The 24370-nt window shown below is 42.3% G+C and carries 29 protein-coding genes; 8 read left to right on the top strand and 21 right to left on the bottom strand.

The features are described from left to right. Window positions 1-11 precede the first annotated feature (11 nt). From ACZ5Q7_RS10210 to ACZ5Q7_RS10175, 8 genes are read right to left on the bottom strand one after another with little or no spacing between them, the layout of a single operon-like run. Window positions 12-806, bottom strand: coding sequence for a class I SAM-dependent DNA methyltransferase (locus ACZ5Q7_RS10210; protein WP_464432853.1), 795 nt, complete (start codon window positions 804-806; stop codon window positions 12-14). Then, on the bottom strand, window positions 763-1134 hold the full coding sequence (rsfS, locus tag ACZ5Q7_RS10205; RefSeq protein WP_343752727.1) for a ribosome silencing factor: 372 nt from the start codon (window positions 1132-1134) through the stop codon (window positions 763-765). The genes ACZ5Q7_RS10210 and rsfS overlap by 44 nt, the downstream gene beginning before the upstream one ends. Further along, window positions 1131-1715 carry a bis(5'-nucleosyl)-tetraphosphatase (symmetrical) YqeK gene (gene yqeK / locus ACZ5Q7_RS10200; RefSeq protein ID WP_343752725.1) on the bottom strand — a complete coding sequence of 195 codons (585 nt, stop codon included), beginning with the start codon at window positions 1713-1715 and terminating at the stop codon, window positions 1131-1133. The genes rsfS and yqeK overlap by 4 nt, the downstream gene beginning before the upstream one ends. After that, window positions 1702-2271 carry a nicotinate-nucleotide adenylyltransferase gene (locus ACZ5Q7_RS10195; RefSeq protein ID WP_343752723.1) on the bottom strand — a complete coding sequence of 190 codons (570 nt, stop codon included), beginning with the start codon at window positions 2269-2271 and terminating at the stop codon, window positions 1702-1704. The genes yqeK and ACZ5Q7_RS10195 overlap by 14 nt, the downstream gene beginning before the upstream one ends. Then, the gene (yhbY, locus tag ACZ5Q7_RS10190) at window positions 2268-2573 is read right to left on the bottom strand and encodes a ribosome assembly RNA-binding protein YhbY (RefSeq protein WP_343752721.1); all 306 of its coding nucleotides are present in this window, start codon (window positions 2571-2573) and stop codon (window positions 2268-2270) included. The genes ACZ5Q7_RS10195 and yhbY overlap by 4 nt, the downstream gene beginning before the upstream one ends. A gap of 1 nt (window position 2574) precedes the next feature. Continuing rightward, a complete protein-coding gene (gene aroE, locus ACZ5Q7_RS10185; RefSeq protein WP_343752719.1) occupies window positions 2575-3417 on the bottom strand; it encodes a shikimate dehydrogenase in 843 nt (280 codons plus the stop codon). A gap of 11 nt (window positions 3418-3428) precedes the next feature. Next, complete coding sequence (yqeH, locus tag ACZ5Q7_RS10180) at window positions 3429-4529, bottom strand: ribosome biogenesis GTPase YqeH (RefSeq protein WP_343752717.1); 1101 nt, start codon at window positions 4527-4529, stop codon at window positions 3429-3431. 2 nt (window positions 4530-4531) lie between these two features. Then, window positions 4532-5047, bottom strand: a complete 516-nt coding sequence (locus tag ACZ5Q7_RS10175) for a YqeG family HAD IIIA-type phosphatase (protein ID WP_343752714.1) — start codon at window positions 5045-5047, stop codon at window positions 4532-4534. Between the two features lie 411 nt (window positions 5048-5458). On the opposite strand from ACZ5Q7_RS10175, the gene ACZ5Q7_RS10170 reads away from it, so the two are divergent. The 8 genes from ACZ5Q7_RS10170 (at window position 5459) to sigK (ending at window position 11961) form a co-directional block, all read left to right on the top strand. After that, complete coding sequence (locus tag ACZ5Q7_RS10170; RefSeq protein ID WP_343752712.1) at window positions 5459-5599, top strand: sporulation histidine kinase inhibitor Sda; 141 nt, start codon at window positions 5459-5461, stop codon at window positions 5597-5599. A gap of 162 nt (window positions 5600-5761) precedes the next feature. Beyond that, window positions 5762-8098 (top strand): Na+/H+ antiporter subunit A, encoded by a 2337-nt coding sequence (locus ACZ5Q7_RS10165; protein WP_343752710.1) that lies wholly within the window; start codon window positions 5762-5764, stop codon window positions 8096-8098. After that, window positions 8099-8437, top strand: a complete 339-nt coding sequence (locus ACZ5Q7_RS10160; protein ID WP_343752708.1) for a Na(+)/H(+) antiporter subunit C — start codon at window positions 8099-8101, stop codon at window positions 8435-8437. It abuts the gene before it with no gap. Continuing rightward, on the top strand, window positions 8430-9905 hold the full coding sequence (locus tag ACZ5Q7_RS10155; RefSeq protein WP_343752706.1) for a Na+/H+ antiporter subunit D: 1476 nt from the start codon (window positions 8430-8432) through the stop codon (window positions 9903-9905). The genes ACZ5Q7_RS10160 and ACZ5Q7_RS10155 overlap by 8 nt, the downstream gene beginning before the upstream one ends. 6 nt (window positions 9906-9911) lie before the next feature. Next, the gene (locus tag ACZ5Q7_RS10150; RefSeq protein ID WP_343752704.1) at window positions 9912-10388 is read left to right on the top strand and encodes a Na+/H+ antiporter subunit E; all 477 of its coding nucleotides are present in this window, start codon (window positions 9912-9914) and stop codon (window positions 10386-10388) included. Beyond that, entirely contained in the window at window positions 10385-10696 is a 312-nt protein-coding gene (locus tag ACZ5Q7_RS10145) for a Na(+)/H(+) antiporter subunit F1 (protein WP_343752702.1), read from the top strand. Before ACZ5Q7_RS10150 ends, ACZ5Q7_RS10145 begins: the two co-directional genes overlap by 4 nt. Beyond that, window positions 10677-11054 (top strand): monovalent cation/H(+) antiporter subunit G, encoded by a 378-nt coding sequence (mnhG, locus tag ACZ5Q7_RS10140; protein ID WP_343752700.1) that lies wholly within the window; start codon window positions 10677-10679, stop codon window positions 11052-11054. Before ACZ5Q7_RS10145 ends, mnhG begins: the two co-directional genes overlap by 20 nt. 199 nt (window positions 11055-11253) lie before the next feature. Continuing rightward, on the top strand, window positions 11254-11961 hold the full coding sequence (gene sigK, locus ACZ5Q7_RS10135) for an RNA polymerase sporulation sigma factor SigK (protein ID WP_343752699.1): 708 nt from the start codon (window positions 11254-11256) through the stop codon (window positions 11959-11961). A 12-nt stretch (window positions 11962-11973) separates the two neighbouring features. On the opposite strand, the gene ACZ5Q7_RS10130 is transcribed toward sigK, so the two are convergent. The 13 genes from ACZ5Q7_RS10130 to recD2 form a co-directional block, all read right to left on the bottom strand. Further along, a complete protein-coding gene (locus ACZ5Q7_RS10130; protein WP_343752698.1) occupies window positions 11974-12216 on the bottom strand; it encodes a YrhC family protein in 243 nt (80 codons plus the stop codon). 75 nt (window positions 12217-12291) lie between these two features. Continuing rightward, the gene (gene mtnN / locus ACZ5Q7_RS10125; protein WP_343752697.1) at window positions 12292-12984 is read right to left on the bottom strand and encodes a 5'-methylthioadenosine/S-adenosylhomocysteine nucleosidase; all 693 of its coding nucleotides are present in this window, start codon (window positions 12982-12984) and stop codon (window positions 12292-12294) included. A gap of 25 nt (window positions 12985-13009) precedes the next feature. Beyond that, window positions 13010-13726 carry a YrrS family protein gene (locus tag ACZ5Q7_RS10120; protein ID WP_343752696.1) on the bottom strand — a complete coding sequence of 239 codons (717 nt, stop codon included), beginning with the start codon at window positions 13724-13726 and terminating at the stop codon, window positions 13010-13012. 177 nt (window positions 13727-13903) lie between these two features. Beyond that, window positions 13904-14380 carry a transcription elongation factor GreA gene (gene greA, locus ACZ5Q7_RS10115; protein WP_343752695.1) on the bottom strand — a complete coding sequence of 159 codons (477 nt, stop codon included), beginning with the start codon at window positions 14378-14380 and terminating at the stop codon, window positions 13904-13906. Between the two features lie 164 nt (window positions 14381-14544). After that, the gene (locus ACZ5Q7_RS10110) at window positions 14545-15177 is read right to left on the bottom strand and encodes an O-methyltransferase (protein ID WP_343752694.1); all 633 of its coding nucleotides are present in this window, start codon (window positions 15175-15177) and stop codon (window positions 14545-14547) included. Window positions 15178-15265: 88 nt separating this feature from the next. Beyond that, on the bottom strand, window positions 15266-16384 hold the full coding sequence (gene mltG, locus ACZ5Q7_RS10105; protein ID WP_343752693.1) for an endolytic transglycosylase MltG: 1119 nt from the start codon (window positions 16382-16384) through the stop codon (window positions 15266-15268). A gap of 208 nt (window positions 16385-16592) precedes the next feature. Beyond that, window positions 16593-16880, bottom strand: a complete 288-nt coding sequence (locus tag ACZ5Q7_RS10100; RefSeq protein WP_343752692.1) for a DUF1292 domain-containing protein — start codon at window positions 16878-16880, stop codon at window positions 16593-16595. 2 nt (window positions 16881-16882) lie between these two features. After that, window positions 16883-17311 (bottom strand): Holliday junction resolvase RuvX, encoded by a 429-nt coding sequence (ruvX, locus tag ACZ5Q7_RS10095; protein ID WP_343752691.1) that lies wholly within the window; start codon window positions 17309-17311, stop codon window positions 16883-16885. Then, on the bottom strand, window positions 17312-17578 hold the full coding sequence (locus ACZ5Q7_RS10090) for an IreB family regulatory phosphoprotein (RefSeq protein WP_343752690.1): 267 nt from the start codon (window positions 17576-17578) through the stop codon (window positions 17312-17314). It lies immediately after the preceding gene. Window positions 17579-17671: 93 nt separating this feature from the next. After that, window positions 17672-20314: an alanine--tRNA ligase gene (alaS, locus tag ACZ5Q7_RS10085; RefSeq protein WP_343752689.1), complete on the bottom strand. Its 2643-nt coding sequence runs from the start codon at window positions 20312-20314 to the stop codon at window positions 17672-17674. Window positions 20315-20660: 346 nt separating this feature from the next. Beyond that, on the bottom strand, window positions 20661-21728 hold the full coding sequence (locus ACZ5Q7_RS10080; protein ID WP_343752688.1) for an AI-2E family transporter: 1068 nt from the start codon (window positions 21726-21728) through the stop codon (window positions 20661-20663). A 57-nt stretch (window positions 21729-21785) separates the two neighbouring features. Then, window positions 21786-21977: a hypothetical protein gene (locus tag ACZ5Q7_RS10075; protein ID WP_343752687.1), complete on the bottom strand. Its 192-nt coding sequence runs from the start codon at window positions 21975-21977 to the stop codon at window positions 21786-21788. Between the two features lie 62 nt (window positions 21978-22039). After that, complete coding sequence (gene recD2 / locus ACZ5Q7_RS10070; RefSeq protein WP_343752686.1) at window positions 22040-24364, bottom strand: SF1B family DNA helicase RecD2; 2325 nt, start codon at window positions 24362-24364, stop codon at window positions 22040-22042. Window positions 24365-24370: the final 6 nt, after the last annotated feature.

Genomic DNA, 24370 nt, shown 5'->3' with positions numbered 1-24370 from the left:
ACCGGACGTTGTTAATCATCCGGCCGTTTCGCAGCAGTGATAAATAGTCTCTCGGATTCCGCGTCAATGGCATTATTTTCTTCTAAAAAATCGCTGGATACATGACGTATTGTAAAACCCGCTTCATCCAACAATTGCCTGTAAAAATGAATGGAATATGTTCGTTGATGATGGTATTCATCAAATCGAATGTAATGGCCGCTGCTATGGTCCCAGGCAAAAAAAGTTACGTCATGATGCATTTCGCCTTCCCTTTCACCAGGTGTACAAAACCATATATACGCGACGTCATCATCAACATCCGCAAACGTTTGGTTCTTGTAATAATTATGTACGTGTTGAAGCGAATGGACATCAAAAATGAATAACCCCCCTGTGCGCAGTAAACCGGCCACACGTTGAAAGACGGTACGAAGCTCTTCTTCATCGGTTATGTAATTTAAGACGTCGCAATAACTGACGGCCGCATCATATAGGGGGAATCCTTCCAGCATTCGTAAATCCTGCTGAATAAACTGTATTGGCACCCGCTCGCTGTCCGCGCGCTGTTTGGCTACCGTAAGCATATCACTGGAATAATCCACACCTGTCATATGATAACCCGATTCGGCTAGACGAGTCGTAATCTGCCCGGTCCCGCATCCTAAGTCAATAATCGAAGAAACCGATGTTTTCGTCTGTTCGATCATGGCTTCAGTGAATGATTTCCATTGATCGTATGGGGCTTCCGTCATTAAAAGATCATAATAATACGCCATCTGCTCATAGGTCATAGCTATCGCCTGCATTGTTGACGGAAAGCTCAATCCGTTCCGCATCCCCCCATAATCGTTCCAAATTATAATGCAACCGATCATCTTTATGGAAAATGTGACAAACGACATCGTCCAGATCGACTAGAATCCAGCGTCCCTGTTCAAACCCTTCCATTCGTTTCAATGGCAAATCCATGTCGTCTCTTACATCCTTAATCGATCTGGCAATGGCCTGAACCTGTCGCTCGTTATTGCCATGACAGATGAGAAAATAATCAGCTACGAGGGAAACATCGCGCATATCCAACGCTGTTATATTCTTTGCTTGTTTATCATCGCACGTTTGTGCCAATTGGTGAATAACTTCTTTACTGTTCATGAAATGTCGCTACCTCCAGCATTTAGACGTTTTGTTAAATCATTGTATGCATAGAATGTATCGGGATAAACGGTATTATGTTTACCAACCAAAAATTGAATGGTATTTCTGAGTGCCATCCAGGCTGCTCGGTATAAGTTTGTCTGCGCCGTTTCCCTTACATCATCAACCCCTGGAAAAGACCGCCCTGGTTCAATGTAGTCAGCCACAAACAGAATGGTCTCCATCTGACTCATGTCGGCTCTTCCAGTTGTATGATAATATATGGCATTTCGTATATCCTTATCGGTTATACCATGTCGCTGTTCGACTAAAACCGATGCTGCCGGTCCATGCCATAATTCATGATGATAGTCCAACAAATCATTGGCTGGATCATTTTCTTTAATGAGCTGTTTCATATCCTCAAGTGGAAAATATTTGGCGTAATCATGCAGAATGGCTGCCAATTCTATCTTTTCCGAATCCTCATCGTATTTCTCCGCCAATTGTACAGCCGTGTCAGTCACGCGCAATGTATGTTCCAAGCGTTCCTGTTTAAGGTGAGGTCTTACAATATCAATGGCTTCATCTTTCTTCATATAAATGGTTCTCCTTTATATAGTTCTTTACACCTTCCGGAACCAAATATCGGATGGATTGCCCGCGGCCAATACGCATTTTTATATCCGTTGACGAAATATTGATCAACGGCGTGTCCACCTCCGTCACCGTATAAGTGCTTTTTATATTAAATCCGTTTCGTTTCACGCCTACAAATTGTACCATTTCCATCAGCTTGTCAATATGTTTCCAATTCGGCAAATATTCCACCATATCGGCTCCGATAACAAAATAAAAACAAACATTAGGATGTTTTTCCATCAGCAATATAATTGTATCATATGTGAATGATTTGCCTGTACGGTCCATTTCAACGGTACTTATGTGAAAATAACCATTGCCAGCAATGGCTCGTCTGACCATCTCTGCACGATCCGGGGCTTTAGCAGCCGCACGCTGTTTATGAGGAGGCTGCTGTGACGGCATAAACCATACCTCGTCAAGCCCCAACGTTTCCCGAACTTCCTGAGCGACGATCAAATGGCCAATGTGCGGGGGATCGAATGTACCGCCCAATAGTCCAACATACTTCATGGCTGGCTCCTTGATGGCAGATGAATGTGCTTGTTGTCCTGTGACTCCTTGTAAAGGATAATATTATGTCCAATAATCTGGACAATGTCACTTCCGGTACCATTGGAAAGTTTGTGGGCAACAGTATGCTTATCCTCCATACAATTCTGCAGAAGACCCACCTTTAAAAGTTCCCGTTTTTCAAGAGCTTCGCTAATTTGAGTTGTCATATGATCATTCACACCTGATTTGCCCACTTGAAAAATAGGCTTTTCGTGGTGTGCCAAGGAACGCAAGTATCGTCTTTGTTTTCCGGTCAGCATATTATCTTCCTTCCAATTTCTCTTTTAATTGATTTTCCATATCATCGATCGGAACATTTTCCGAGGTCCATAATTGAAATGCGTATTGCGCTTGATATAAAAGCATCGTGTGCCCTTGTTGAATCGATGCCCCCTTTTCCTGTGCTTCCTGCAGAAATCGGGTAGTGATCGGCTGATAAATAATGTCACTGACAATGCTGTCTGCGCGCAAACGCTCCAGTGACATAATCTGATCGTGCGTATTTGGCTTCATACCAACAGCGGTTGTTTGAATAATCAGGTCATAATCAGCAACGTTTTCCTCGGCTTTTGTCAAATCCAAGACGGTTGTACGAACACTGTCAGGGCCTGATGCAGCAATTGCCTCCGCACTGGACCGCGTCCGGTTGGCTATGTCTATATGAGCAAATCCCTCATCAGCCAACGCTTGATATATGCCACGTGCAGCACCGCCTGCTCCAATAATTAATATGCTGTCCACGGTGTGTTTGGAAACAGTTGGATACGTTTCTGTCAGTCCAAATACATAACCCGCTCCATCCGTGTTGTATCCTATCCATCTGCCGCCACGTTTGACAACCGTGTTGACCGCACCTGTCATTTCCGCCTTTCGGTCCAATTCATCAAGATAGGGAATAATCTGCTGCTTAAACGGAACCGTTACGTTAAACCCGTTCAGTTCTCTCGTTTTCAACGTCTTTATTTCTTCTTCAAATGAATCAGGATTAATTTCAAACAACGAATAAGTTCCGCTTGTCCCTGCTTTTTCAAGAAATTGGTTATGAATCCAGGGTGAGAGGGAATGTTGAACAGGATAACCGATGAGACCGAGTTGTAATTGCATTTAGCAACCTCCTACGTAAATGATTTTCTTACGGACACCCGCACGCCTTCCGGGCTGTGTGCAGATACCATCACATTGTCTCCTGGCACTGTAATCCATCCGAGCCCGGGAAATACAATATCATTCTTTTCATTATCCAGGCGGAATGATTGTTCATGCATATCCGGAAGAGAAGCCAGTGTCTCATGGTCAGGTGGCGATAGAAGCTCCCCAAGGTGCTTTTGATAAATATCATCCGCCTTTTGCAGTTTTGTTCGATGGATGGCCAGTTCATTGGAGAAATAACAAACAAATGACTGGCGTTCGCCCTGAAGAAAATCAAGCCGTGCCAATCCCCCAATGAAAAGAGTTTGTTGGCTGTTTAACTGATAAACTCTGGGTTTGACTTCTTTTTTTGGTGTGATCACTTTTAGATCATTGCCGGAAACATAATGAGCCATTTGTTCTTTATTGACAACACCCGGTGTATCGATAAACGATGACGTCTCATCAAGCGGAATTTCAATAAAACCCAGTGTTGTTCCAGGAAAATAAGACGTTGTAATCGCATTATCTGTACCGGTTGTTTTCTCAATCAGTTTATTAATAAACGTCGATTTTCCCACATTCGTCGTTCCTACAATGTATACATCTTTCCGGTTGCGGCGATTCTCAATAGCCTCTGTTAAATCAGCCAGACCATGCCCTTTGACAGATGAGATTAAAAAAACATCTTTAACCGGTACACCCGCTTTTTTGGCTTCTGACCTCAGCCATTGGGTTAATTTTCGACGATTGGTCGATTTCGGGAGTAAATCCATTTTATTCCCCGCCAATATAATCGGCTTGTCACCAATCATCTGTGGCAAATTCTTTATAATTGTCCCTTGCACGTCAAAAATATCGATCAAATGAACGACAAGTCCTTCCTGTTTCTTCATTTCATGGATCATTCCCAAAAAATCATCGTCAGACAGGGACACATTCTGTATATCATTATAATGCTTCAGCCGAAAACAACGCTGGCATAAAACCGTATCCCTTTCGAGTGCACTTTCCGGTGTGTAGCCGTCCTGATCCGGGTCGGTTGTCTGAATCGAAACGCCACAGCCCTGACAAGTCTTTTTTTCCATAGTTACTCCTCCCAGGTTATTTTACCCTTCCTGCGCATATAACTTAAAATTTTACGCTCAATTTTCCGGTTAAACCGGGTAACCTTCCCATCCGTCTGTACAATAGGTGTTACAAGGATGGTATAAAATCCGGCAAGGTTACCGCCGAGAATATCCGTTAGAATCTGATCTCCAATAACGACAACCGCGTCTTTCGATAATTCCATTTCTTGGGTTGTACGTTTGTATGCGTGGCTGAGCGGCTTTCTTGCACTGAATACAAATGGTGTTCCAAGCGGTTCAGAAAATATCTTCACCCGTTCCATTTTATTATTAGATATAATTGTCACCTTTATATTATGGTCATCCATCCGTCTGAACCATTCTGTTATTTCCGGTGTTGCATCTTTAACGTCCCATGCGACAAGCGTATTGTCCAAATCCGTAATAATCCCTTTAATTCCGTTTTTTTGCAGTTCAGCCGGATGAATATCAAAAATACTGTTGACGTGCTGATTCGGCAATAGTAATTTAAACAACCCATTCACACCTCTTATGGATTCTATTTCAAATGGTATGTTTCCTTTTTGAAAAACGTTCATTCTTCATTTAATTGTAATAAAACATACAACATTTGCCTATTATAACGTATATTAATGGTACCTTTCCATATAGAGAACTCTTTTTTATCCTTCAATTTTTATACCAAGTAGCTCCTATGCTTAAAAACGTTCGACAATTTCGCGCATGTTTCGCGTTGTGGATAGTTGCATACACATTATCCACATTGATATATCAACATTTTTCGCCCACCTCTCATGTTTGTTCACAAGTTATCTACATCCATATGTGGATAACAGAATGCTTGTTCTGTTTATTATTTCGTGATAAATTGTTAACTATCATCACGACTTACAGCAACCGTTCAACTCATTAGGAGGGGTCTGTTCATGGAATACTTGTCAGATGAACTGCTTTTGGAAGCCTATTACAAAGCGAACGAATTAAACTTAAGCCCCGACTTTATATACCTTATTGAGAGAGAAATCAGCAGAAGGAATTTGACGCATAAAATGAAATTGTACAACTGACCAACATCGACGCCAATTCCCTTGTCATCAAATCGACAGGAGTTTTTTGTTTTCTCCATGACAGGAGTATGATAAGCTGACCATGATGCTGACAAAAACACTGGCTTAAACTACATATACAATAGACAAACTGCCTTTATTCTTGAGGAGGATTTTTACCGAATGCTATACGTCGTACTTATACCACTTTTATTAGCCTGTCTTATACCTTTCATCAGCAAAATGAAACATAACATACATACAGGTATTCCCGTACTCCTTATCCCATCAGCTATCTTTATTTACTTTATCCGCTTTGTTGGTACAAATTTTGAGCCTATGCGACAATCGTACAACTGGATACCGTCTCTCGGCATCAATTTTGACTTTTACCTTGATGGTTTGAGTCTTTTATTTGCACTGCTTATCAGCGGAATCGGCGCCCTAGTGGTTTTATATTCCATTTACTATCTGGATAGTCAGGAGCGGCTCGGTCATTTTTATGTTTATTTGTTGATGTTTATGTCAGCAATGCTTGGAATCGTGTTATCCGATAATATCTTTGTGCTGTACACGTTTTGGGAATTGACATCCATTTCATCATTTCTACTGATCGGTTATTGGCATTTTAACGAAAAATCTAGATACGGTGCGTTGAAATCCCTACTTATAACAGTTTTGGGCGGACTAAGCATGTTTGGCGGATTTATTCTGCTCTCGGTCATGACAGGAACATCGAGTATTCAAATCATGATTCAAAATGCAGAAGTTATTATGAACAGTCCTTACATGCCGCTTGCCCTAGGCTTTATATTGCTGGGCGCATTTACCAAATCAGCTCAATTCCCGTTTCATATTTGGCTCCCAGACGCGATGGAAGCACCGACGCCTGTAAGCGCCTACCTGCATTCGGCCACCATGGTGAAGGCGGGACTTTTTTTGGTGGCGCGGTTTTCACCCATTTTTGCCGGTTTCGAATGGTTTTTTATTATCGTCAGTATCGCAGGGATTGTCACATTATGTTGGGGGTCATACATGGCCGTCCATCAGACAGACTTGAAAGCTATTTTGGCCTTTTCAACCATCAGCCAACTGGGTATGATCATGGCTATGCTCGGCTTCGGTACAAAGTTGGCCATTTTTGCTGCTGTGTTTCATATCCTCTGCCATGCCACGTTTAAGGGCAGTCTGTTTATGGTGGCAGGTATAGTCGATCATGAAGCAGGAACACGTGATATACGCAATCTTGGCGGACTTATGACGCTTATGCCAATGTCCGCGGCACTAGCCCTTTTTGGAACGTTTTCCATGGCAGGTATTCCTCTGCCATTTCTTAACGGTTTTTACAGTAAAGAACTGTTTTTCAAATCTACACTGAAACTTCCAGAAGGGACGCATGTTATAACGACCTTTCTTGTGGAAGTTATTCCGTATCTGGCCGTGTTTGGCAGTATCTTTACGTTTGTCTATTCGCTCTATTTTCTGTTTGGCACGTTTGGGGGCCAAAAGCAGCTGGACAAACTGCCTAAACGTCCGCATGAGGCCCCTGTCGGAATGCTGATAGCACCCCTTGTTCTGGTACTGGGCGTTATTATCATTGGGCTGTTTCCCAACGCATTCAATGGAGCATTTATTGCCCATGCAGCAGAATCCGTCGCCGGAACGGAGGTTATCAAAGAAATCACCTTTTGGCATGGCTTTGGTTCCACTGCCTTTCAAATGTCGCTTGTGGTTGTGGCCGCTGGTATTCTTCTCGTTTCAACCAGACGGAAGTGGAGCATGATTTATAGTTTTGTTCCCGGCCGGGCAAGTGCCAACCATATTTACGACGCTGCCATCGCCCAATTGGACAACGGATCGCGACATATTAATACGTTTATTATGACAGGGTCACTGCGTCGTTATATGGCTATTATTCTGGGCACTGTATTTTTAATCACGTTTGGGTTCATGCTGGCAACAGGTGGATTCACCATCGATTTCAGCAACCTCGCCGATGTCACCATCACTGAAATAGCTGTCGTTCTTGTCATTATTGCTGCTGCCGTTGGAACCATTTTTACAAAACATAACCTAGGGGCTATATTGGTTGCCGGTGTTGTCGGGTATGGAGTTTCCCTCTTATTTGTTATCTACCGGGCACCTGATTTGGCGTTGACTCAGCTTGTGGTTGAGACCATTTCCGTAGCACTTTTTTTATTGTGCTTTTATCATTTGCCGAAACTGCGTAACGAAAAGCCACAGGTGCGTACACGATGGATCAACGGCACTGTGTCCATCGGTTTCGGTGCTCTGATGACACTGATCGGCATCTCCGCCCACAGCAGCGACTGGTTCAGTTCTATTTCCGATTACTTTTTGGAAACATCACACTCTCTCGGTGGCGGCGATAATGTTGTCAACGTTATTCTTGTGGATATGCGTGGCCTTGACACCCTATTTGAAATAACGGTTCTCGGTATTGCAGCACTTGCCATCTACAGCCTCATCAAACTGAAAAACAATAGGGGGGCAAAATAAATGGAGTTTATCATATCCATTTTGGCTGGTGTTTTATTTAGCACAGCCATTTATAATTTGTTACAAAAACAGCTGTTGCGGGTCATCATTGGAACGGTCCTGCTGAGTCATGGTGCCCACTTATTCATCCTGACCATGGGAAAATTAAAACGGGGAGCGCCACCAATATTAACAGAAGAAGGCGGCCCCTATACCGATCCGTTGCCACAGGCGCTCATACTGACATCAATTGTGATCAGTTTTGGGATTACCAGCCTGCTCCTCGTGCTTGCATACCGGACAGCAAACGAAAACGATACAGATAATATGGAACAATTAAGGGGTAACGAAAATGAATAATCTTGTTGTTTTGCCTATCATTACACCACTGATTGCGGGCATTATCCTGGCGTTTTTTCCAAAGAAATTGCAATGGGTCCGTCCGCTGTCCAAGCTTTTTATCCTTTTCAATTTAATCTTAGCCGGTGCCTTAGTATGGGTTGTCTTCACCAATGGTACCACTATTTTGGAAACCGGAGACTGGAAGGCGCCATACGGCATTGTTCTGGTTGCCGATAAACTGGCTGCACTTCTTGTTTTTACAACAAATATTGTTGCAGCAGCCTGTTCGTTCTACGCCCCCCACTCATTAACAGATAGAAAAGAAACGTACTATTTTTATTCGTTCTTTTTCTTTTTAATATCCGGTGTTTCCGGCGCCTTTCTGACCGGCGATTTATTCAACATGTTTGTTTTCTATGAAGTGTTGTTAATGGCGTCTTATGCCCTGATCGTTCTTGGCGGGGATAAGGTACAGTTGCGCGAATCCATTAAATATGTATTCATTAACCTATTTTCGTCTATGCTGTTTGTAACAGCGGTCGCCTTCGTTTACGGCACCGTCGGCACTGTTAATATGGCTCAGATTGCCCAGCGTGTACATGAGGTCGATCAACAGGGGATTCTGACAACCATTGGCATCCTCATGTTTTTTGTCTTTGCCGTCAAGGCTGCGCTATTTCCTTTGTATTATTGGATGCCCAACTCTTATGCCGTACCCAATCCGGTTATTTCAGCATTATTTGGAGCCCTGTTAACCAAGGTGGGCATCTATTCCATCATCCGTGTATTTTCTTTAATTTTCGTACATAACGTTGAACTGACACATGACATGTTTATCTGGATCGCAGGACTCTCCATGATTTTCGGTATTATTGGTGCTTTGTCGACAAATAATATTAAATTAATTATTGCTTACAATATTATTCCTGCTATCGGCTTCATTTTAATGGGGATTGGTGTTTTTAATCAATTTGCGCTAAGTGGGTCCATCTACTATTTGATTCATGACATGTTTATAAAATCCAGTTTATTCTTGCTTGCGGGAACGGTCGTTTATGCCGCCGGCACGTCCGATTTGCGAAAGGTTAGTGGGCTGATTCATTATTATCCGGTTCTCGGCTGGCTGTTATTCCTATCAGGGTTTATCCTTGCGGGTATCCCGCCATTCAGTGGATTTATTGGTAAACTACTGTTGCTAAAAGGTGCTTTGGCAAGTAGAGAAATAGCCATTGTTATTATTGGACTGCTTGCGAGTCTTTTAATTCTTTATTCCATTATGAAGATTTTCATCAACAGCTTTTGGGGCGAAAAAGACGAATCCATTCAACCGATTTCGTTAAAGGGGCGGATAGCTCCTATTGTTATTCTCTTGGCGCTGTCCGTCTTCCTCGGAATAGGCGCGGAGTTTATCTACCCATTTATTGAATCCGTATCCGCTGATTTGCTTCAGCCGGAAATCTATATCGATGCTATCTTGAAGGAGTAATATATGATGACCTTTCAAATTGTTATTAACTTGATCATAGCGGTCATGTGGATGTTTTTAAGTGAAACCTATACCCTTGCCAGTTTTCTCTCCGGCTACATACTGGGTATCCTGTTGCTGCTTTTGTTGAATCGATTCATACCGGGGACGTTTTATTTGCGCCGTGTTTGGAAGATAATGAAATTGATCTTTTTGTTTATTAAAGAGCTTGTGCAATCGAACATCGATATCGTCCGGTTGGTTTATAAGCGAGATACGACATTTGAACCCGGTATTTTTGCAATGCCGACTGATCTAACGACCGACTGGGAAATGACGCTTCTAGCAAATTTAATCTCTCTTACACCTGGAACATTATCTGTCGCCATTTCACACGATAATGCCTATATTTATATTCATGCAATGGATATTGATGATATCGATGGGTCGATTCATTCCATTAAAAATACATTTGAAAAAGCCATTTTAGAGGTGACACAATGAACAGTTTTCTTTCTCTTACTGAAACGATTCTGTATGTTGCAACGCTCGTCAGTCTTGCAGGGATTTCGGTATCCTTACTCCTGCTTGTGTACCGTATTATCATAGGACCTACCAACGCCGATCGTGCGGTGGCACTTGATTCCATTGGTATGAATCTGATGGGACTAGCCGCTCTGATGGCCATATTGATAGTTACAACAAAATTCAATGACATTATCCTACTGATTGGAATCCTTTTATTTATTGGAACAATAGCGGTCGCCAAATATCTGGAAAGGGGTGTTATTATTGATCGAAACATGGATTGAAATCATCCTGAACATTGTTGTTGCGTTTTTTTTGCTATCAGGCACATTTTTCATTCTGTCCAGTTCCATTGGCATTGTCCGCTTTCCAGATGTTTATACCCGGCTCCATGCAGCCACAAAAGCTGCCACACTCGGTATTGCCGGCTTATTGATCGGTGCCTTTCTATTTATGTATGTCTCCCACGGAATCGCCAGTGGAAAATTGCTTCTCGCTATTATTTTCACGTTGCTAACCGCACCCGTATCCGGACATATGATTTCACGCGCCGCGCACCGTAATGGTGTGAAGCCTGTTGTCAAGAACCGATCCGATGAATACGAACGAACGATAAACCAACATATGCAAAAACAAAAGTGACGCCAGCTGCACAAGCGGGTCACTTTTTTTACTGTGCACTTGCACCTTTTTCCTTTACTCCCTATTTTTGCCTTTCTTCGCTCGGAAAATGAAAATCACCATTTTCTTTTTCAATCGGGACAGACACAAAAACGTCATCTTCTTCATACACATGATGATATAGGCAATAGCCCGGGCCACAAGAAGGAGGTGCATTTGTGTGTCAAGTATTTTAAGTTTTTTGGCTTTACTTATTAAAGAAACACTCTTTTTTGTCTCCTATGTGAAAAATCATGCATTCCCCCAACCGCTTCCACCTGAAGAAGAAGCGAGATACATCCAACAAATGCAGGAAGGTGACCAAGACGCCAGAAATAAGCTTATTGAACACAATTTGCGACTGGTAGCACATATTGTAAAAAAATTTGAAAACACCGGAGAAGATATGGAGGACCTCATCTCCATCGGGACCATTGGACTGATTAAAGGAATAGAAAGTTATTCTTCAGATAAGGGGACAAAATTGGCTACGTATGCAGCTCGTTGTATTGAAAACGAGATCTTAATGCACTTGCGATCTCTGAAAAAAGTAAAGAAAGACGTTTCCCTTCAAGATCCAATTGGTCAGGACAAAGAAGGGAACGAAATTAGTTTGATGGATATTATGGAGGCTGAAAACCAAAATATTATTGAATACATTCAACTGAATATGGAAATTGAAAAAATGAATGAGTATTTAGCTGTTCTGGACAGCAGAGAAAAAGAAGTGGTGATGTATCGTTACGGACTGAATAATTACAAGGAAATGACACAGCGGGAAATTGCGAAAATGCTGGATATTTCAAGGAGTTACGTATCAAGAATTGAAAAAAGAGCGTTAATGAAGGTATTTCATGAATACTATCGGAAAGAAAGAGGCAGAGAATGAAGGCGCTCATTTTTATTCTGAGCCCTCATCCTCAGACATTTTAATCTTTAAACGGTGAGACTGTATTATAAACAGGCCGGCAGCAACAGTGACAGCCATCGTCAATAATGCAAGTCCTTTTCCGTTAGGAGAGTAATCGATATACGTGTTGATAATCGTTCCCATATATAAATAGATCGCTAGAATAAACAGCGTGGCCGTAAAACGACGAAAATCCTGCAGTTTAAGCGCCAGTTTCTCCTTATGGTGCTTCATATACATTTTCCCCCTTCCACGACGTATCATAACATATAAAACGACTCGCGGTCGGAGGTAAATCGTGGTTGTTTACTAATGCAACGATTCGGTCATCGCCATAATTAAAGATGCTGCATTTTCAGCTGCTGTTTCAAGGAATGCGTCGAAAGATACGGATGACTGTTTTCCGGCAACATCCGATAACGCTCGAATCACTACAAATGGTGTCTGATACTGGTAACTCACTTGTGCAATCGCTGCTGCCTCCATTTCTGCAGCTAGCAGGTCAGGAAATCGTTCACGGACAAACGCAATTCGATCGGCGTTGTCCATGAACGAATCACCAGTTGCAATCAGTCCTTTTTTCCAGGTCAACCCCAACTGTTGTATAGCCTGTTCCGCTTTCTCAACCAGTTCATAATTTGCTGTATACATGGATGGCATTCCAGGGACTTGTCCATACGTATAAGCAAATGCTGTTGCATCCACATCATGGTGAACAATGCTGGTTGAAATAACGACATCCCCAACATCCAGTTCTTTCGTGAATCCACCGGCCGAACCGGTGTTAATGACCCGTGAAGGGCGAAACCGTTCAAACATGACCGTTGCTGCCATGGCTGCATTCACTTTTCCGATCCCTGACTTTAATAATACGGCATCATGTCCAAAAAGTTTGCCATGTATCAATAGGCAGCCTGCAACTGTTTCCTCAGTAGTGTTTGTCATGTTTTCTCTTACTGCATTTATTTCTTCATCCATTGCTCCAATGATACCAACCGTCATCATTTTTCCTCCTGATCAATATCCATTATTCGTAGCGCCATTTCTGATCGTTTTCTTTTAATCGTTCCACTTTGGTCGGTTTCCACCCTTTATGTTTGATCCAAGACAAATAAACTCGATAAACAGTCGATTCATCGTTACTGGAAACAGTTGTCAGAACTTGCTGGTCACCATTTCTGGAAACATACCACATAGTAAATGTATCCACATTTAAGCCTGTAGCAGCTGCAACTGCTTCGCGCATTTCCTCTCTATCCTGCGATCCTTCATTATAGTCAGTAGTGTGCGGCCCCGACTGGTCAGTACCGACCGGTTTCCAATCTCCGGTATAGGCCTTAATGACATTGTCATCGGATGGGGACACTTGCTCGGTATCGACACTGTCCATAGAATCATTATTGTCGTTGTTATCGCCGCTGTCATCTCCATCCGTTTGGTCGTTCGTGCTGTTGTTATTCGCAGGCTTATCCATACTGTTTTCGGAATCAACACGATCATTGGATGACTGAGACTGACCGGTTTCATCATGTTGCTCCGCTTCCTTTTGCTCCGTATCGTTGTTTGACGATGTTGATGATTCATCTGTCCCGGTGTTCGATTCATCACCTCCACTGAAGATAAGAACCAACACCAATGCGATTAGAAGTATACTTCCCAGCACGATGAATACAGACAGCGATCTAGTATTTTTTCGCCGTTTTTCATATTTATTGATTCTTGATAAATGATCATCGTCAGACACTGATTCACCCCTCCAATCGTATCTCTCTATGATAATATCATATTTTTTCATCAACGTTATATGCCATTAGAAGCACATTTATGGCAAATAGATCTTGATTACAAAAAAAGAGAAGCCCATCAGCCTCTCCCCTTTTGATGCGCATATATGTGATTTCAAATGGAAAATATGGTATAGTCATTCGACATTTTCAATACGTACAAACAAATCGCCACCCGGAGTTGTTACAGATACTTCCGCCCCGATTTCCTTACCGAGCAGACTCCTGGCCATAGGAGAATCATTTGATATTTTCCCTTCGAATGGGTCCGCTTCGGCACTGCCGACAATTGTATACGATTCCGTATCGCCGTCAGGCATTTCCTTAAAAGTGACAGTCCTGCCGAGCGACACAACGTCCGGGTTCTGGTTATCGTCTTCAATAATAACGGCATTCCGGATCATTTGTTCCACTTGCGATATACGCGATTCAACAAAAGCCTGTTCCTCTTTGGCAGCATCATACTCGGAGTTTTCGGAAAGGTCTCCAAAACTTCGCGCTACTTTAATCCGTTCCACGACTTCCTGCCTACGCTCCGTTTTTAAATAGTGCAACTCCTCTTCGAGTTTCTCTTTTCCCTCTTGTGTCATATAAAAACTTTTCTCTGTTGCCATTCTTCACACACACTCCTTTTATCCTCATTAAATGACGATAACATACTCATAACAAATATTTATGCTTTTTAATTCAAATAACTTAGAAACCACTATGGCAGATTGCGTTTAAATTTTCAATACTTTTCCCAGCAATTTTTCTCATTCGACGACTCGCCTTCTCCCTACATTCTGTGACTGATGGCGATGCCGTCCCCGATTGGTATAATAGTTGTTGTGAAGTCCGGACGTTGTAAAAGCCAGTCGTTATATTCTCTAATCTTTCCGGCAATCTTTTGATATCTTGGATGCGATTTGCTGGCATCGGCAACATATCCTTTAAATAATACATTATCGGTCAGCACGATGCCACCGGATGATAACAGCGGCTCTGCTTGCTGAAAAAATTCCTTATACATCCCTTTTGAGGCGTCAATAAGTACCATATCAAATGTGTTATCAGCCATCCTGGGCAGTTCTTCTGCAGCATCACCCGGAATCACATCAATGGCATGCTGTTTTCCCATATGGCGAATATTTTCCAACGCACACCTGTATCGCTCGCCATCTTGTTCAATCGTTACAATCGAAGCTTCAGGGCGAGCCTGAGCCATACGCAAAGCCGAGTAACCAATAGCAGTACCGATTTCCAATATACGCTCTGGTTTCGTCAGCCGGATCATTTGTACGACAAAGTTCATTCCCAATGGATCCATAATAGGAATTCCGTCATTTTTTGCTTGCCTCTCTAACGTTTTGATTTCATCTGTTCGTTCGTCAAGCGACGCCATTAAATAATGGGTCAAGGTATCAGACATACGTATCAGCCTCATTTAAAAAGTTATGCAGTAGACGTGTCTTACCAAATACAGAAATGACAACGGATTAATCCCTGCGAAAGTAACGTTAATCAATATATTGTGCCTTTAACTGTTTGTGTTTCTTTCGGGTTTTTGCATAATGAATATTGCCTTTATCATCATGCAAGAAATATATATAGTCTGTATTTTCCGGATTGATCGCTGCATTAAAAGATGTTTTAGAAAAGTTAGCTATGGGACCTGCAGGAAGTGTGTCCACATGATACGTATTGTAGGGGGATTCTACTTCCAGATCTTCCAGTAACACTTTTTCTTTATGTTCGCCCAGCGCATACAAAACGGTTGGATCAGTCTGCAGCGGCATATCTTTTTCCAACCGGTTATAAAATACTCCCGCAATTTTTCGTCGTTGCTTTTTGGAACGTGCTTCTTTCTGCACAATCGAAGCCATCGTAAGCGCTTTGTGCACTGTTAAGTCCCGTGAGGCTATGTCGTCCAGCCGTGGCTTGACAACCTTGGCTGTTTTTTCAAGCATTTTAGAGACAACCTTCTCAACACCCGGCTCTTTGCTGTAAAAATTATATGTCGCTGCAAACAGATAACCTTCCAATGGTGTTCTTATTTGTGGATCTAAAATCGCATTGGATAAAATGTCAGGGTGCGTATTGATAAGATTATCCATATAATGTGGATCATTCACCTTATTTAAAAATGCCTCTTTACTGAACGGCAAAGCAGCAGCATAAATCGAGGCCATTTCCTTGATGGTTTTCCCTTCAGGGATCGTAACAGAGTACATGGGTTCTTTCAGTACTTTCCCCTTTTTCAGTACTTTCACTAATTCATCTATTTCCATAGACGGTGAAAGGGTATAGTCACCGGCTTGAAATTCTGATTCATTTTTAAACTTTAAATAAAAGCGAAAAATGGTACTGTTCTTTATAATTCCTTTCTCTTCAAGAAGTGAGGCTATGTCTGATGTAGAGGAACCCAACGGAATATCCACTGATACATCCTTATCGCTTTCAGGATCAACCGGCTCAAGCGCCGATTTTATATACCATAACCCTGATATGCCACAGATGATAAAAATAAGTATGAATGCAATTATAATGAACGCTGCAATCCGCCGTACGATTCCGGCATCGTCACGTTTAGTTACCGGATTGTCCTTATCATTATTCGGTGTTTTCTTATCGGACATGCAGCTTCCCTCCTTCACGACGAATATTATACTAAAAAAGAACGGGATTAGCCACATAAATCCAATCGTTAAAGACAAACACCGTAAAGATAAGTCAAATGATAATTAACCGATACAACTGATTTCCCAATGCCCAGTGTCACGTTGCACTCAATCAAGGAATAAGCTGGTATCCCACCGAGATACCAGCTTCCCCAATCAAAGCACGCTACTGATCATCGTGGTCCTCATCAATCAAAGTGTTAAGCATTTCTTCCACCATTTCCCATTCTTCATCCGATTCAATTGGGAACAAAGAAAGATCATCATCTTTTTCCTGTTCCTCATACCGGAATGCATACACTTCCACTTCTTCATTTTCTTGCTGATCAACCGGCATTACCGCAATATAGGAATAACCTGTTTTATCAACATCAAACGTAAATAATACTTCGAAGAGATGTTCCTCTCCGTTTTCATCGGGGATAATAATCCGTTCTTTTTCTTCAAGTGCCATGCCTACACTCCTTTTTGATTTTCCTGATCGAGATAACCCTGTAAAATCATTACAGCTGCCATTTTATCGATCACTTTTTTTCTTTTTTTTCTGCTTACATCCGCCTCAAGCAATACACGTTCAGCAGCGACAGTCGATAATCGTTCATCCCACAAAGCGGTCGGTATGCCAAAAACGTCTTCCACATGCTTAGCGTATGTTTCCGAAGCCTTTCCACGTTCGCCGACTGTTCCATTCATGTTTTTCGGGAATCCTATTACAGCCTTCCCAATTTCATGGTCATCTATTATTTCCTGCAGCTCCTTGTCTGCCGAAAAAATGTCGTTTTCATCCCATTTAATCGTTTTAATGCCTTGGGCCGTCCAGCCAAACGCGTCACTGACAGCCACTCCAATCGTTTTTGAACCGACGTCTAAACCAATTATTTTCATCTAATTCCCTTCTTGCTGTTCGTTGAGGTAGAATTTGACAAGTTCTTCGATAACCTCATCCCGTTCCACTTTGCGCATCAAACTCCGTGCATCATTATACCGAGGAATATAAGCAGGGTCACCAGACAATAAATAACCGACAATCTGATTGTTCGGATTATACCCTTTTTCCTTCAAGGCTTTGTGAACGGTCAACAGAATTTCTTTAATATTTTGATCAAAAGGGTCCTCTGAAAAGTTAAATTTCATTGTTTTATCAGAACTCATCGTGACACCCCATTCCATATATTGCCTTTATCTATCATTTTAACATGCTTGTCTTGCTTCGTGCATGTTTTTCTTTTAATGATAAAATCGCATTTATTTCCTTGTTACTGTTTCAATGTATTCCTTAGCCGCGAGAAGTGCGTCGTTAATATTGCTGGGATTTTTGCCGCCGGCCTGTGCCATATCCGGCCGACCGCCTCCACTACCGCCGCAGCGTTCAGCAGCTTGTTTGACGAGATGGCCCGCGTGCAGACCACTTTCTGTCCAATCCTGTGTCATGCCAGCTGCAAACTGAACCTTTTCATTTATTTCCGCAGCCAATAAAATAACGCCAGACCCCAATTTCTGTTTTAACTCATCCACCATATGACGAAGCTGATTCATATCTTTAACATGAACATTTTGTGTAATAACGGGCACACCATTAATGGTCTCTGTTTGTTCCGTCATCGATGAAGCTTCTGCATTGGTTAATTTAGCACTCAACGATTCATTTGTTTTCTGCAAATCTTTTATTTCCTGAAACAGGTGCTCAACTCGTTCCGGCACTTGATCATCGCTTGTTTTCAACATGTGAGCAACTGATTGCAACATGTGCAATTTTTCGTTGACATGCATATACGCCTGTTTGCTTGAGACAGCTTCAATCCGACGGGATCCGGCTCCGATACCGGACTCAGACACAATTTTGAACATGCCAATTTCGGCCGTATTCCGGACATGACAACCACCACATAATTCAATACTGTAATCATTGATTTCAACCACCCTGACAATATCACCGTATTTATCGCCGAATAATGCCGTGGCTCCGATTTCTTTGGCCTCATCCATTGTTTTATAGTTAACAGTTACCGGAATGGATGCCCAAATTTTTTCATTAACGAGCTGTTCAATCCGCTCCAGTTCAGTTTCACTCACTGACCCGAAGTGGGTGAAATCAAAACGGAGTCTCTCGGGTTCAACAAGCGAACCAGCTTGGTTCACATGCTCGCCCAGCACATCTTTTAATGCTTGGTGCAACAGGTGAGTAGCTGTGTGATTCTTGACGATGTGAGTGCGGAAGTCCGTTTCCACCAATGTCTTTATTGAATCACCTGTCCGGATTTCCCCTTCATGAACATGTATTTTGTGCACATGCTGACTATGTGGAGCCAACTGCACATCACCAACATATGCTGAGGCTGTCTCCGTGTACAACCAGCCTTTATCTGCTATCTGTCCCCCGCTTTCGGCATAAAATGGTGTCTCCTCTAAGAAGACAAACACGTCCTGACCTGCCTGGGCAATATTTGTCCATTCTTTTCCATCCACAATGGCTTGCACTACGGTTTCCGTTTGAAGTTTATCATAACCGACGAAGGTGCTTTCCAAGGTGAAATCCCTAAGCACACCTTCCTGCACCTGCATGGAATCAGACTGTTGCTGAGCATTCCGTGCTCGTTGTCTCTGCTTCTCCATTTCTTCATTAAAACCTTGTTCATCTATTGAGAATCCATGCTCCTGAACGTACTCTTCCGTCAGTTCTTTTGGAAAACCGTACGTATCGTAGAGTCGGAATACCTCTTGGCCTGGAAAAACGTCTCTTCCCGAACGCTTTTCTTTGTCAATGATTTTACTGAGAATTTCCAATCCATCATTCAATGTTTCATGGAAACGTTCTTCCTCTGATCGTATAACTTGACTGATATGGTCATGGCTCTTCACAACCTCCGGATAGAATTCTTGCATGATGTCACCAACAACCGGTACCAGCTTATACATGAACGGTTCATCAATACCAAGCTGTTTGGAAAACCGTATGGAACGGCGCAAGAGCCTGCGAAGAACATACCCTCTCCCTTCATTGGAAGGCAGAGCTTTGTCACCGACAGCAAAGGTCACCGTTCGGATGTGATCGGCAATCACTTTAAATGCGGTATCATCGTTTTGCGTCTCACCATAGGTTTTTCCCGATATGGCTTCGGTTTCCCGAATGATCGGCATGAATAAATCCGTTTCAAAATTGGTCGGCACGTCCTGAATGACGGAAACGATTCGTTCGAGTCCCATACCGGTATCGATGTTTTTCTTTGGCAGTGGTGTATAGGTGTCATCAGGATTATGATTAAACTGGGAAAACACCAGATTCCAAATTTCCAAATAGCGTTCATTTTCACCACCGGGATAGAGTTCAGGATCATTCTCGTTGTTGCCGTAGTCCTCTCCCCGATCGTAAAATATTTCGGTATTCGGCCCACTTGGTCCTTCTCCAATATCCCAAAAGTTTTCCTCCAAGCGGATTATTCGCTCTTTCGGAAGCTGTATATCATTCAACCAAATATGATAAGCTTCATCGTCCTCCGGGTGGACAGTAACGGCAAGCCGATCCGGGTCAAATCCAATCCAACGATCATCTGTCAGAAACTCCCATGCCCATGCAATAGCCTCTTTTTTGAAATAATCACCAATAGAAAAATTCCCGAGCATTTCAAAAAACGTATGATGTCGTGCCGTAAACCCGACATTTTCAATATCATTCGTCCTGATTGATTTTTGAACATTGACGATTCGCGGGTTGTCTGGAATCACCCGGCCATCAAAGTATTTTTTTAACGTTGCGACACCGCTGTTAATCCAGAGAAGTGTTGGATCTTCGCGTGGTATAAGCGATGCACCAGGTTCCACTCGATGCTCTTTATCCTTAAAAAAGTTGAGAAACATTTGACGTATTTGTGCGGATGTAAACTGTTCCATGTTTTACCTCCATGACGATTATCCTATTCCAATATGTATTACACCAATTAAAAAATCCCCTCTCCATATGATTGTTAGAGACGGGATCACTCCGCGGTACCACCCTAATTATGAATGGATGTCCATTCATCGCTTCACATGATAACGGTTTGAAACCGACAGGTATTAACCCATACTCCAGCTTAGCATTCCATGGCTCAACATCCGGGATTTCTTCCAGCCTGTGGAAATCCCTCTCTGCATGATCGAGATACATGTACTCGGAACCTTCATTGTTTTTACATATAGCCTTCCAGTACGGTGCGATTGATATATGAAATTATTATAGACAACCTTATTTAAAATGTCAATTGTGTTGTCTGAGTGCTAAAATATGTGGAACGGCTACATTCAAAACGGCCAAAATCGGAACCGCCAGAATCATACCAGCAATGCCGACTAACTGCCCACCCAGTAATAAAGCAAATATAATAGCGATGGGATGTATTTTAACACTTTTGCCAACAATATACGGCGATAACAAATTGCCGTCAATCACTTGAATGATAAAAATACTGATAACGACCATCAACACCAATTTGCCGGAAGTTGTCGCGGTAATCGCTATTGCCGGAACCGCACCCAAAATCGGACCAAAGTAAGGTATGATATTGGTCACCCCCATAATTATCGCCAGCAACAGACCATAAGGAATGTCCAAAGTGCGAAACACAATCAGAGCAGCAAGACTGACAAACAGACAAACAACCAACTGCCCCCTGATATAATTGCCAAGTCCTTCATTGATAGCGTGGCACAAAGCACTTGCACGTTCGTGATACTTATGAGGAATCCATTTCTTAACATACGTTTTTATCACACGGAAATCCTTTAAAAAATAAAAAACAAGCACCGGGATAACGGTGATAATGATAATCATATCGACGATCTTAGTAAATCCTCGGACGATATCGGACAGCAAATTTTCCATATATGCCTCAAATTCAGATATGAGATCATCCATATTATCGTGGACGGTTTCCGGTAAAAACGATGTATACTCATAAAGGCTGTAAATTAAATTGCGATACATTTCTATAAGTTGCGGCAACTGCTCACGAAGATCACTTAATTGGTGCAAAACGGTTGGATAAACCCGATAAAGCAAATAGATGCCCCCGCCGAAGAAAATAAGATAGATGAGGAGAATGGCCAAGCTTTTCGGAATGTTCCACTGATGCATCTTTTCAACGACTGGGTATAGTAGATAAGCAATAAAAGCAGCAATTAAAAAAGGAAGGAGCAAATGCCATAGAAACGAAACGACAGCATCATACATCGGAAATAACTTAACGAGAAGATAGAAAAATAAAAAGACAAGAATCCCTGCTGCCGTCCAAAAAAGAAAGTTTAACGGCTTACTGTTTTGAAACATGTCCCGCATCCTTTCTTCGAGGGAAATTCGAGGGAAAGATAATAGATGACCAATGCATTACCATTGAATTTTCCGTTCTTCTTCTGTGAATAAATCATCCAATGAACTCAATGATCCATCCGCTTCCACTTCATGAATCGTCAATGTATCTTCCCATATGGCCAACTCAATTAAGCAATTCCAACAATAAAATTGATGTGTGCCTATTTTTCCTATGTCTTTCTCATTGCAATTCGGACAAATCAGCATACCCCGTATACTCCTTTTTATTTATTTATGATTGCCCAAATGCATAAAAATATACGTCTTGGTTATAAAAAGTCATAAGGGGTTATGCCACTGTCGTCCGAATGTGTTGAAACTTCTGGATTGGTATCGTGGTCTCGATCGAGAAGATGTTCCTGCAGGGTGGTGTAACGCTGATTGGAATCATGTGTCTGTACCCCGCGTAAAAATGCGTCCTGATCACCACAAATAAGCAAGGATTGTTTGCTGCGCGTAATAGCGGTATACAGCAAATTTTTTTTGAGCATCCGCCGGTATGCAGGGAGAACCGGCATAATAACAATCGGAAATTCACTCCCCTGAGATTTATGAATGGAAATACAATATGCATGCATAATATTGATATAATCGTTTCTTTCATAAACAACTTCCCTTCCTTCAAAGGAAACGACAAGCTGTTCTGTTTTATCAACCGTCTCATTGGACCGAAAGATAGCGACGATTTCCCCTATGTCCCCATTATAAATGCCATCTTCGGGCTGATTAACAAGCTGCAGTACTTTATCTCCCACCCGATGGATGGCATCATTGGTCAACACTTCTCGTTTGGAGGGAGATTCGGGGTTAACGAGTTTTTGCAATTGTTTATTGATAGTGTGTATTCCTGTTTGTGATCGGTACATGGGTGCAAGTACCTGAATATCTTTCCGATCGATGCCTTTTGCTTCTGCTTTATGGAATACAGTCATCAGAGCATCCAGAAGCTGCGATTCATGACAAGGGATAAAACTGAAATCCTGATCATTTGTAAGCGCATCCGGTCCACATCGATCCCTTTTTATCAAATGGGCCAATTCAATAATTTTGGAGCCTTCCTTCTGCCGGTAGACATCGTGAAGGCTTACAAACGGAATACGTCCGCTTCCAAGCAAATCGGCCAGCACTTGTCCCGGCCCCACCGACGGCAACTGATCCTCATCCCCAACCAAGAGTACTTGCATGTCTCCGGGAATTGCTTTAAATAGACTGTTAGCAAGCCAGATGTCAACCATGGAGAATTCATCAACAATCAAATATTTACCTGATAGCGGTTCCTGATCGTCTTTGTCAAAACCTGTCTTCCCATCCCATCCTAATAAGCGATGAATCGTCACTGCCGGAAGACCGGTCGATTCACTCAATCGTTTCGCAGCTCTCCCTGTCGGTGCAGCCAAAATAAACGGATAATCTGCTTCTGAATCATAAGCATCAGGACTTGCTTTGATAGCGTTCACCGCTGCATAGGCGTGGAGGATACCTTTAATGACGGTTGTCTTCCCGGTTCCCGGCCCGCCGGTCACCACCATAAGTCTGGAATTCAATGCCTGCTTAATTGATTCAAATTGCTCTTTTCCATAGCTGATCGTTTCTTGCTCTTCCATATCACCAATAATTTTCATAAGCTCTGCAATGGGAATCTCATACTCAACAGGTTTCGCTATAAGCCGGTTGACATGGGCAGCAAATCCATCTTCCGCATAATACAGCGATGGCAGATAAACCTTGTCATCGATCATAATCAGCTGTTTTTCCTTGTTCAACGCTTCCAACCGTTCATTTAAAACATCCTTAGTCAATATACCATCCGGTTCAGACAAAATGGCCATTGCTTCGCTTATGCACATATCAACAGGCAAGTAAACGTGTCCGTTCTGTATATTTTTTTGCAAAACATAAATACATCCGGCCCCAAGCCGGTTAGGGTGCGTAGGGGAGAGCCCATTTTGCCGGGCTATTTGATCGGCTGTCTGAAACCCGAAACCGTTAATATCAAATACGAACCGATAAGGGTCATCTTGAAGCACGTCCATTGCTTCTTCTTTATACTCGCGGTAAATGGTTTGGGCCAGTTTCAACCCAATGCCGTATTTGGATAAATGGATGGCTACTTGCTCAAACCCTTGATTTTCCATCACCGCTTTGGAAATGAGGTCCTTTTTATCTTTTTTCAAACCGGGCACCTCATTCAAAACATCCGGATCGTTTGCGATTTTTGTAATGGCGCTTGTGCCGAGATGAGTGACAATTTTTTCGGCTGTTTTTTTGCCAACGCCGTGAAACAAATCACTGGATAAGTAGCTTACGAGACCGTCTTTGGTGTCAGGGATAAATGTCTGATAGGAATGGACTTTATATTGCATCCCGAATTTCGCATGGTATTCCATTGTCCCATAAAACGAATAAATAGTGGACTCCTGCAAATCCGCCAAATAGCCTTTGATCACAATCTCATTCTCGTGATAGTCTTCGTCTGTTTCGTGTATCTTAATTTTAGCGATCGTGAAATACTCCTGCTCGTTCCGAAAAATCGTGTACAGAAGCTCGCCTTTTATAAAAGTCCAGTCGTTGTTGGATGGTTTATCCGACGTCATTGCAAC

The organism is Lentibacillus halophilus, assembly GCF_055395055.1.
This window is presented reverse-complemented; position numbering and strand designations above follow the sequence as displayed.

Excerpts from the sequence above, each read along its gene's own strand:
- rsfS (WP_343752727.1), bottom strand. The coding sequence starts at position 1,134 with ATGAACAGTAAAGAAGTTATTCACCAATTGGCACAAACGTGCGATGAT.
- yqeK (WP_343752725.1), bottom strand. The coding sequence starts at position 1,715 with ATGAAGAAAGATGAAGCCATTGATATTGTAAGACCTCACCTTAAACAG.
- ACZ5Q7_RS10195 (WP_343752723.1), bottom strand. The coding sequence starts at position 2,271 with ATGAAGTATGTTGGACTATTGGGCGGTACATTCGATCCCCCGCACATT.
- yhbY (WP_343752721.1), bottom strand. The coding sequence starts at position 2,573 with ATGCTGACCGGAAAACAAAGACGATACTTGCGTTCCTTGGCACACCAC.
- aroE (WP_343752719.1), bottom strand. The coding sequence starts at position 3,417 with ATGCAATTACAACTCGGTCTCATCGGTTATCCTGTTCAACATTCCCTC.
- yqeH (WP_343752717.1), bottom strand. The coding sequence starts at position 4,529 with ATGGAAAAAAAGACTTGTCAGGGCTGTGGCGTTTCGATTCAGACAACC.
- ACZ5Q7_RS10170 (WP_343752712.1), top strand. The coding sequence starts at position 5,459 with ATGGAATACTTGTCAGATGAACTGCTTTTGGAAGCCTATTACAAAGCG.
- ACZ5Q7_RS10165 (WP_343752710.1), top strand. The coding sequence starts at position 5,762 with ATGCTATACGTCGTACTTATACCACTTTTATTAGCCTGTCTTATACCT.
- ACZ5Q7_RS10160 (WP_343752708.1), top strand. The coding sequence starts at position 8,099 with ATGGAGTTTATCATATCCATTTTGGCTGGTGTTTTATTTAGCACAGCC.
- ACZ5Q7_RS10155 (WP_343752706.1), top strand. The coding sequence starts at position 8,430 with ATGAATAATCTTGTTGTTTTGCCTATCATTACACCACTGATTGCGGGC.
- ACZ5Q7_RS10150 (WP_343752704.1), top strand. The coding sequence starts at position 9,912 with ATGACCTTTCAAATTGTTATTAACTTGATCATAGCGGTCATGTGGATG.
- ACZ5Q7_RS10145 (WP_343752702.1), top strand. The coding sequence starts at position 10,385 with ATGAACAGTTTTCTTTCTCTTACTGAAACGATTCTGTATGTTGCAACG.
- ACZ5Q7_RS10130 (WP_343752698.1), bottom strand. The coding sequence starts at position 12,216 with ATGAAGCACCATAAGGAGAAACTGGCGCTTAAACTGCAGGATTTTCGT.
- mtnN (WP_343752697.1), bottom strand. The coding sequence starts at position 12,984 with ATGACGGTTGGTATCATTGGAGCAATGGATGAAGAAATAAATGCAGTA.
- greA (WP_343752695.1), bottom strand. The coding sequence starts at position 14,380 with ATGGCAACAGAGAAAAGTTTTTATATGACACAAGAGGGAAAAGAGAAA.
- ACZ5Q7_RS10110 (WP_343752694.1), bottom strand. The coding sequence starts at position 15,177 with ATGTCTGATACCTTGACCCATTATTTAATGGCGTCGCTTGACGAACGA.
- mltG (WP_343752693.1), bottom strand. The coding sequence starts at position 16,384 with ATGTCCGATAAGAAAACACCGAATAATGATAAGGACAATCCGGTAACT.
- ACZ5Q7_RS10100 (WP_343752692.1), bottom strand. The coding sequence starts at position 16,880 with ATGGCACTTGAAGAAAAAGAACGGATTATTATCCCCGATGAAAACGGA.
- ruvX (WP_343752691.1), bottom strand. The coding sequence starts at position 17,311 with ATGAAAATAATTGGTTTAGACGTCGGTTCAAAAACGATTGGAGTGGCT.
- ACZ5Q7_RS10090 (WP_343752690.1), bottom strand. The coding sequence starts at position 17,578 with ATGAGTTCTGATAAAACAATGAAATTTAACTTTTCAGAGGACCCTTTT.
- alaS (WP_343752689.1), bottom strand. The coding sequence starts at position 20,314 with ATGGAACAGTTTACATCCGCACAAATACGTCAAATGTTTCTCAACTTT.
- ACZ5Q7_RS10080 (WP_343752688.1), bottom strand. The coding sequence starts at position 21,728 with ATGTTTCAAAACAGTAAGCCGTTAAACTTTCTTTTTTGGACGGCAGCA.
- ACZ5Q7_RS10075 (WP_343752687.1), bottom strand. The coding sequence starts at position 21,977 with ATGCTGATTTGTCCGAATTGCAATGAGAAAGACATAGGAAAAATAGGC.
- recD2 (WP_343752686.1), bottom strand. The coding sequence starts at position 24,364 with ATGACGTCGGATAAACCATCCAACAACGACTGGACTTTTATAAAAGGC.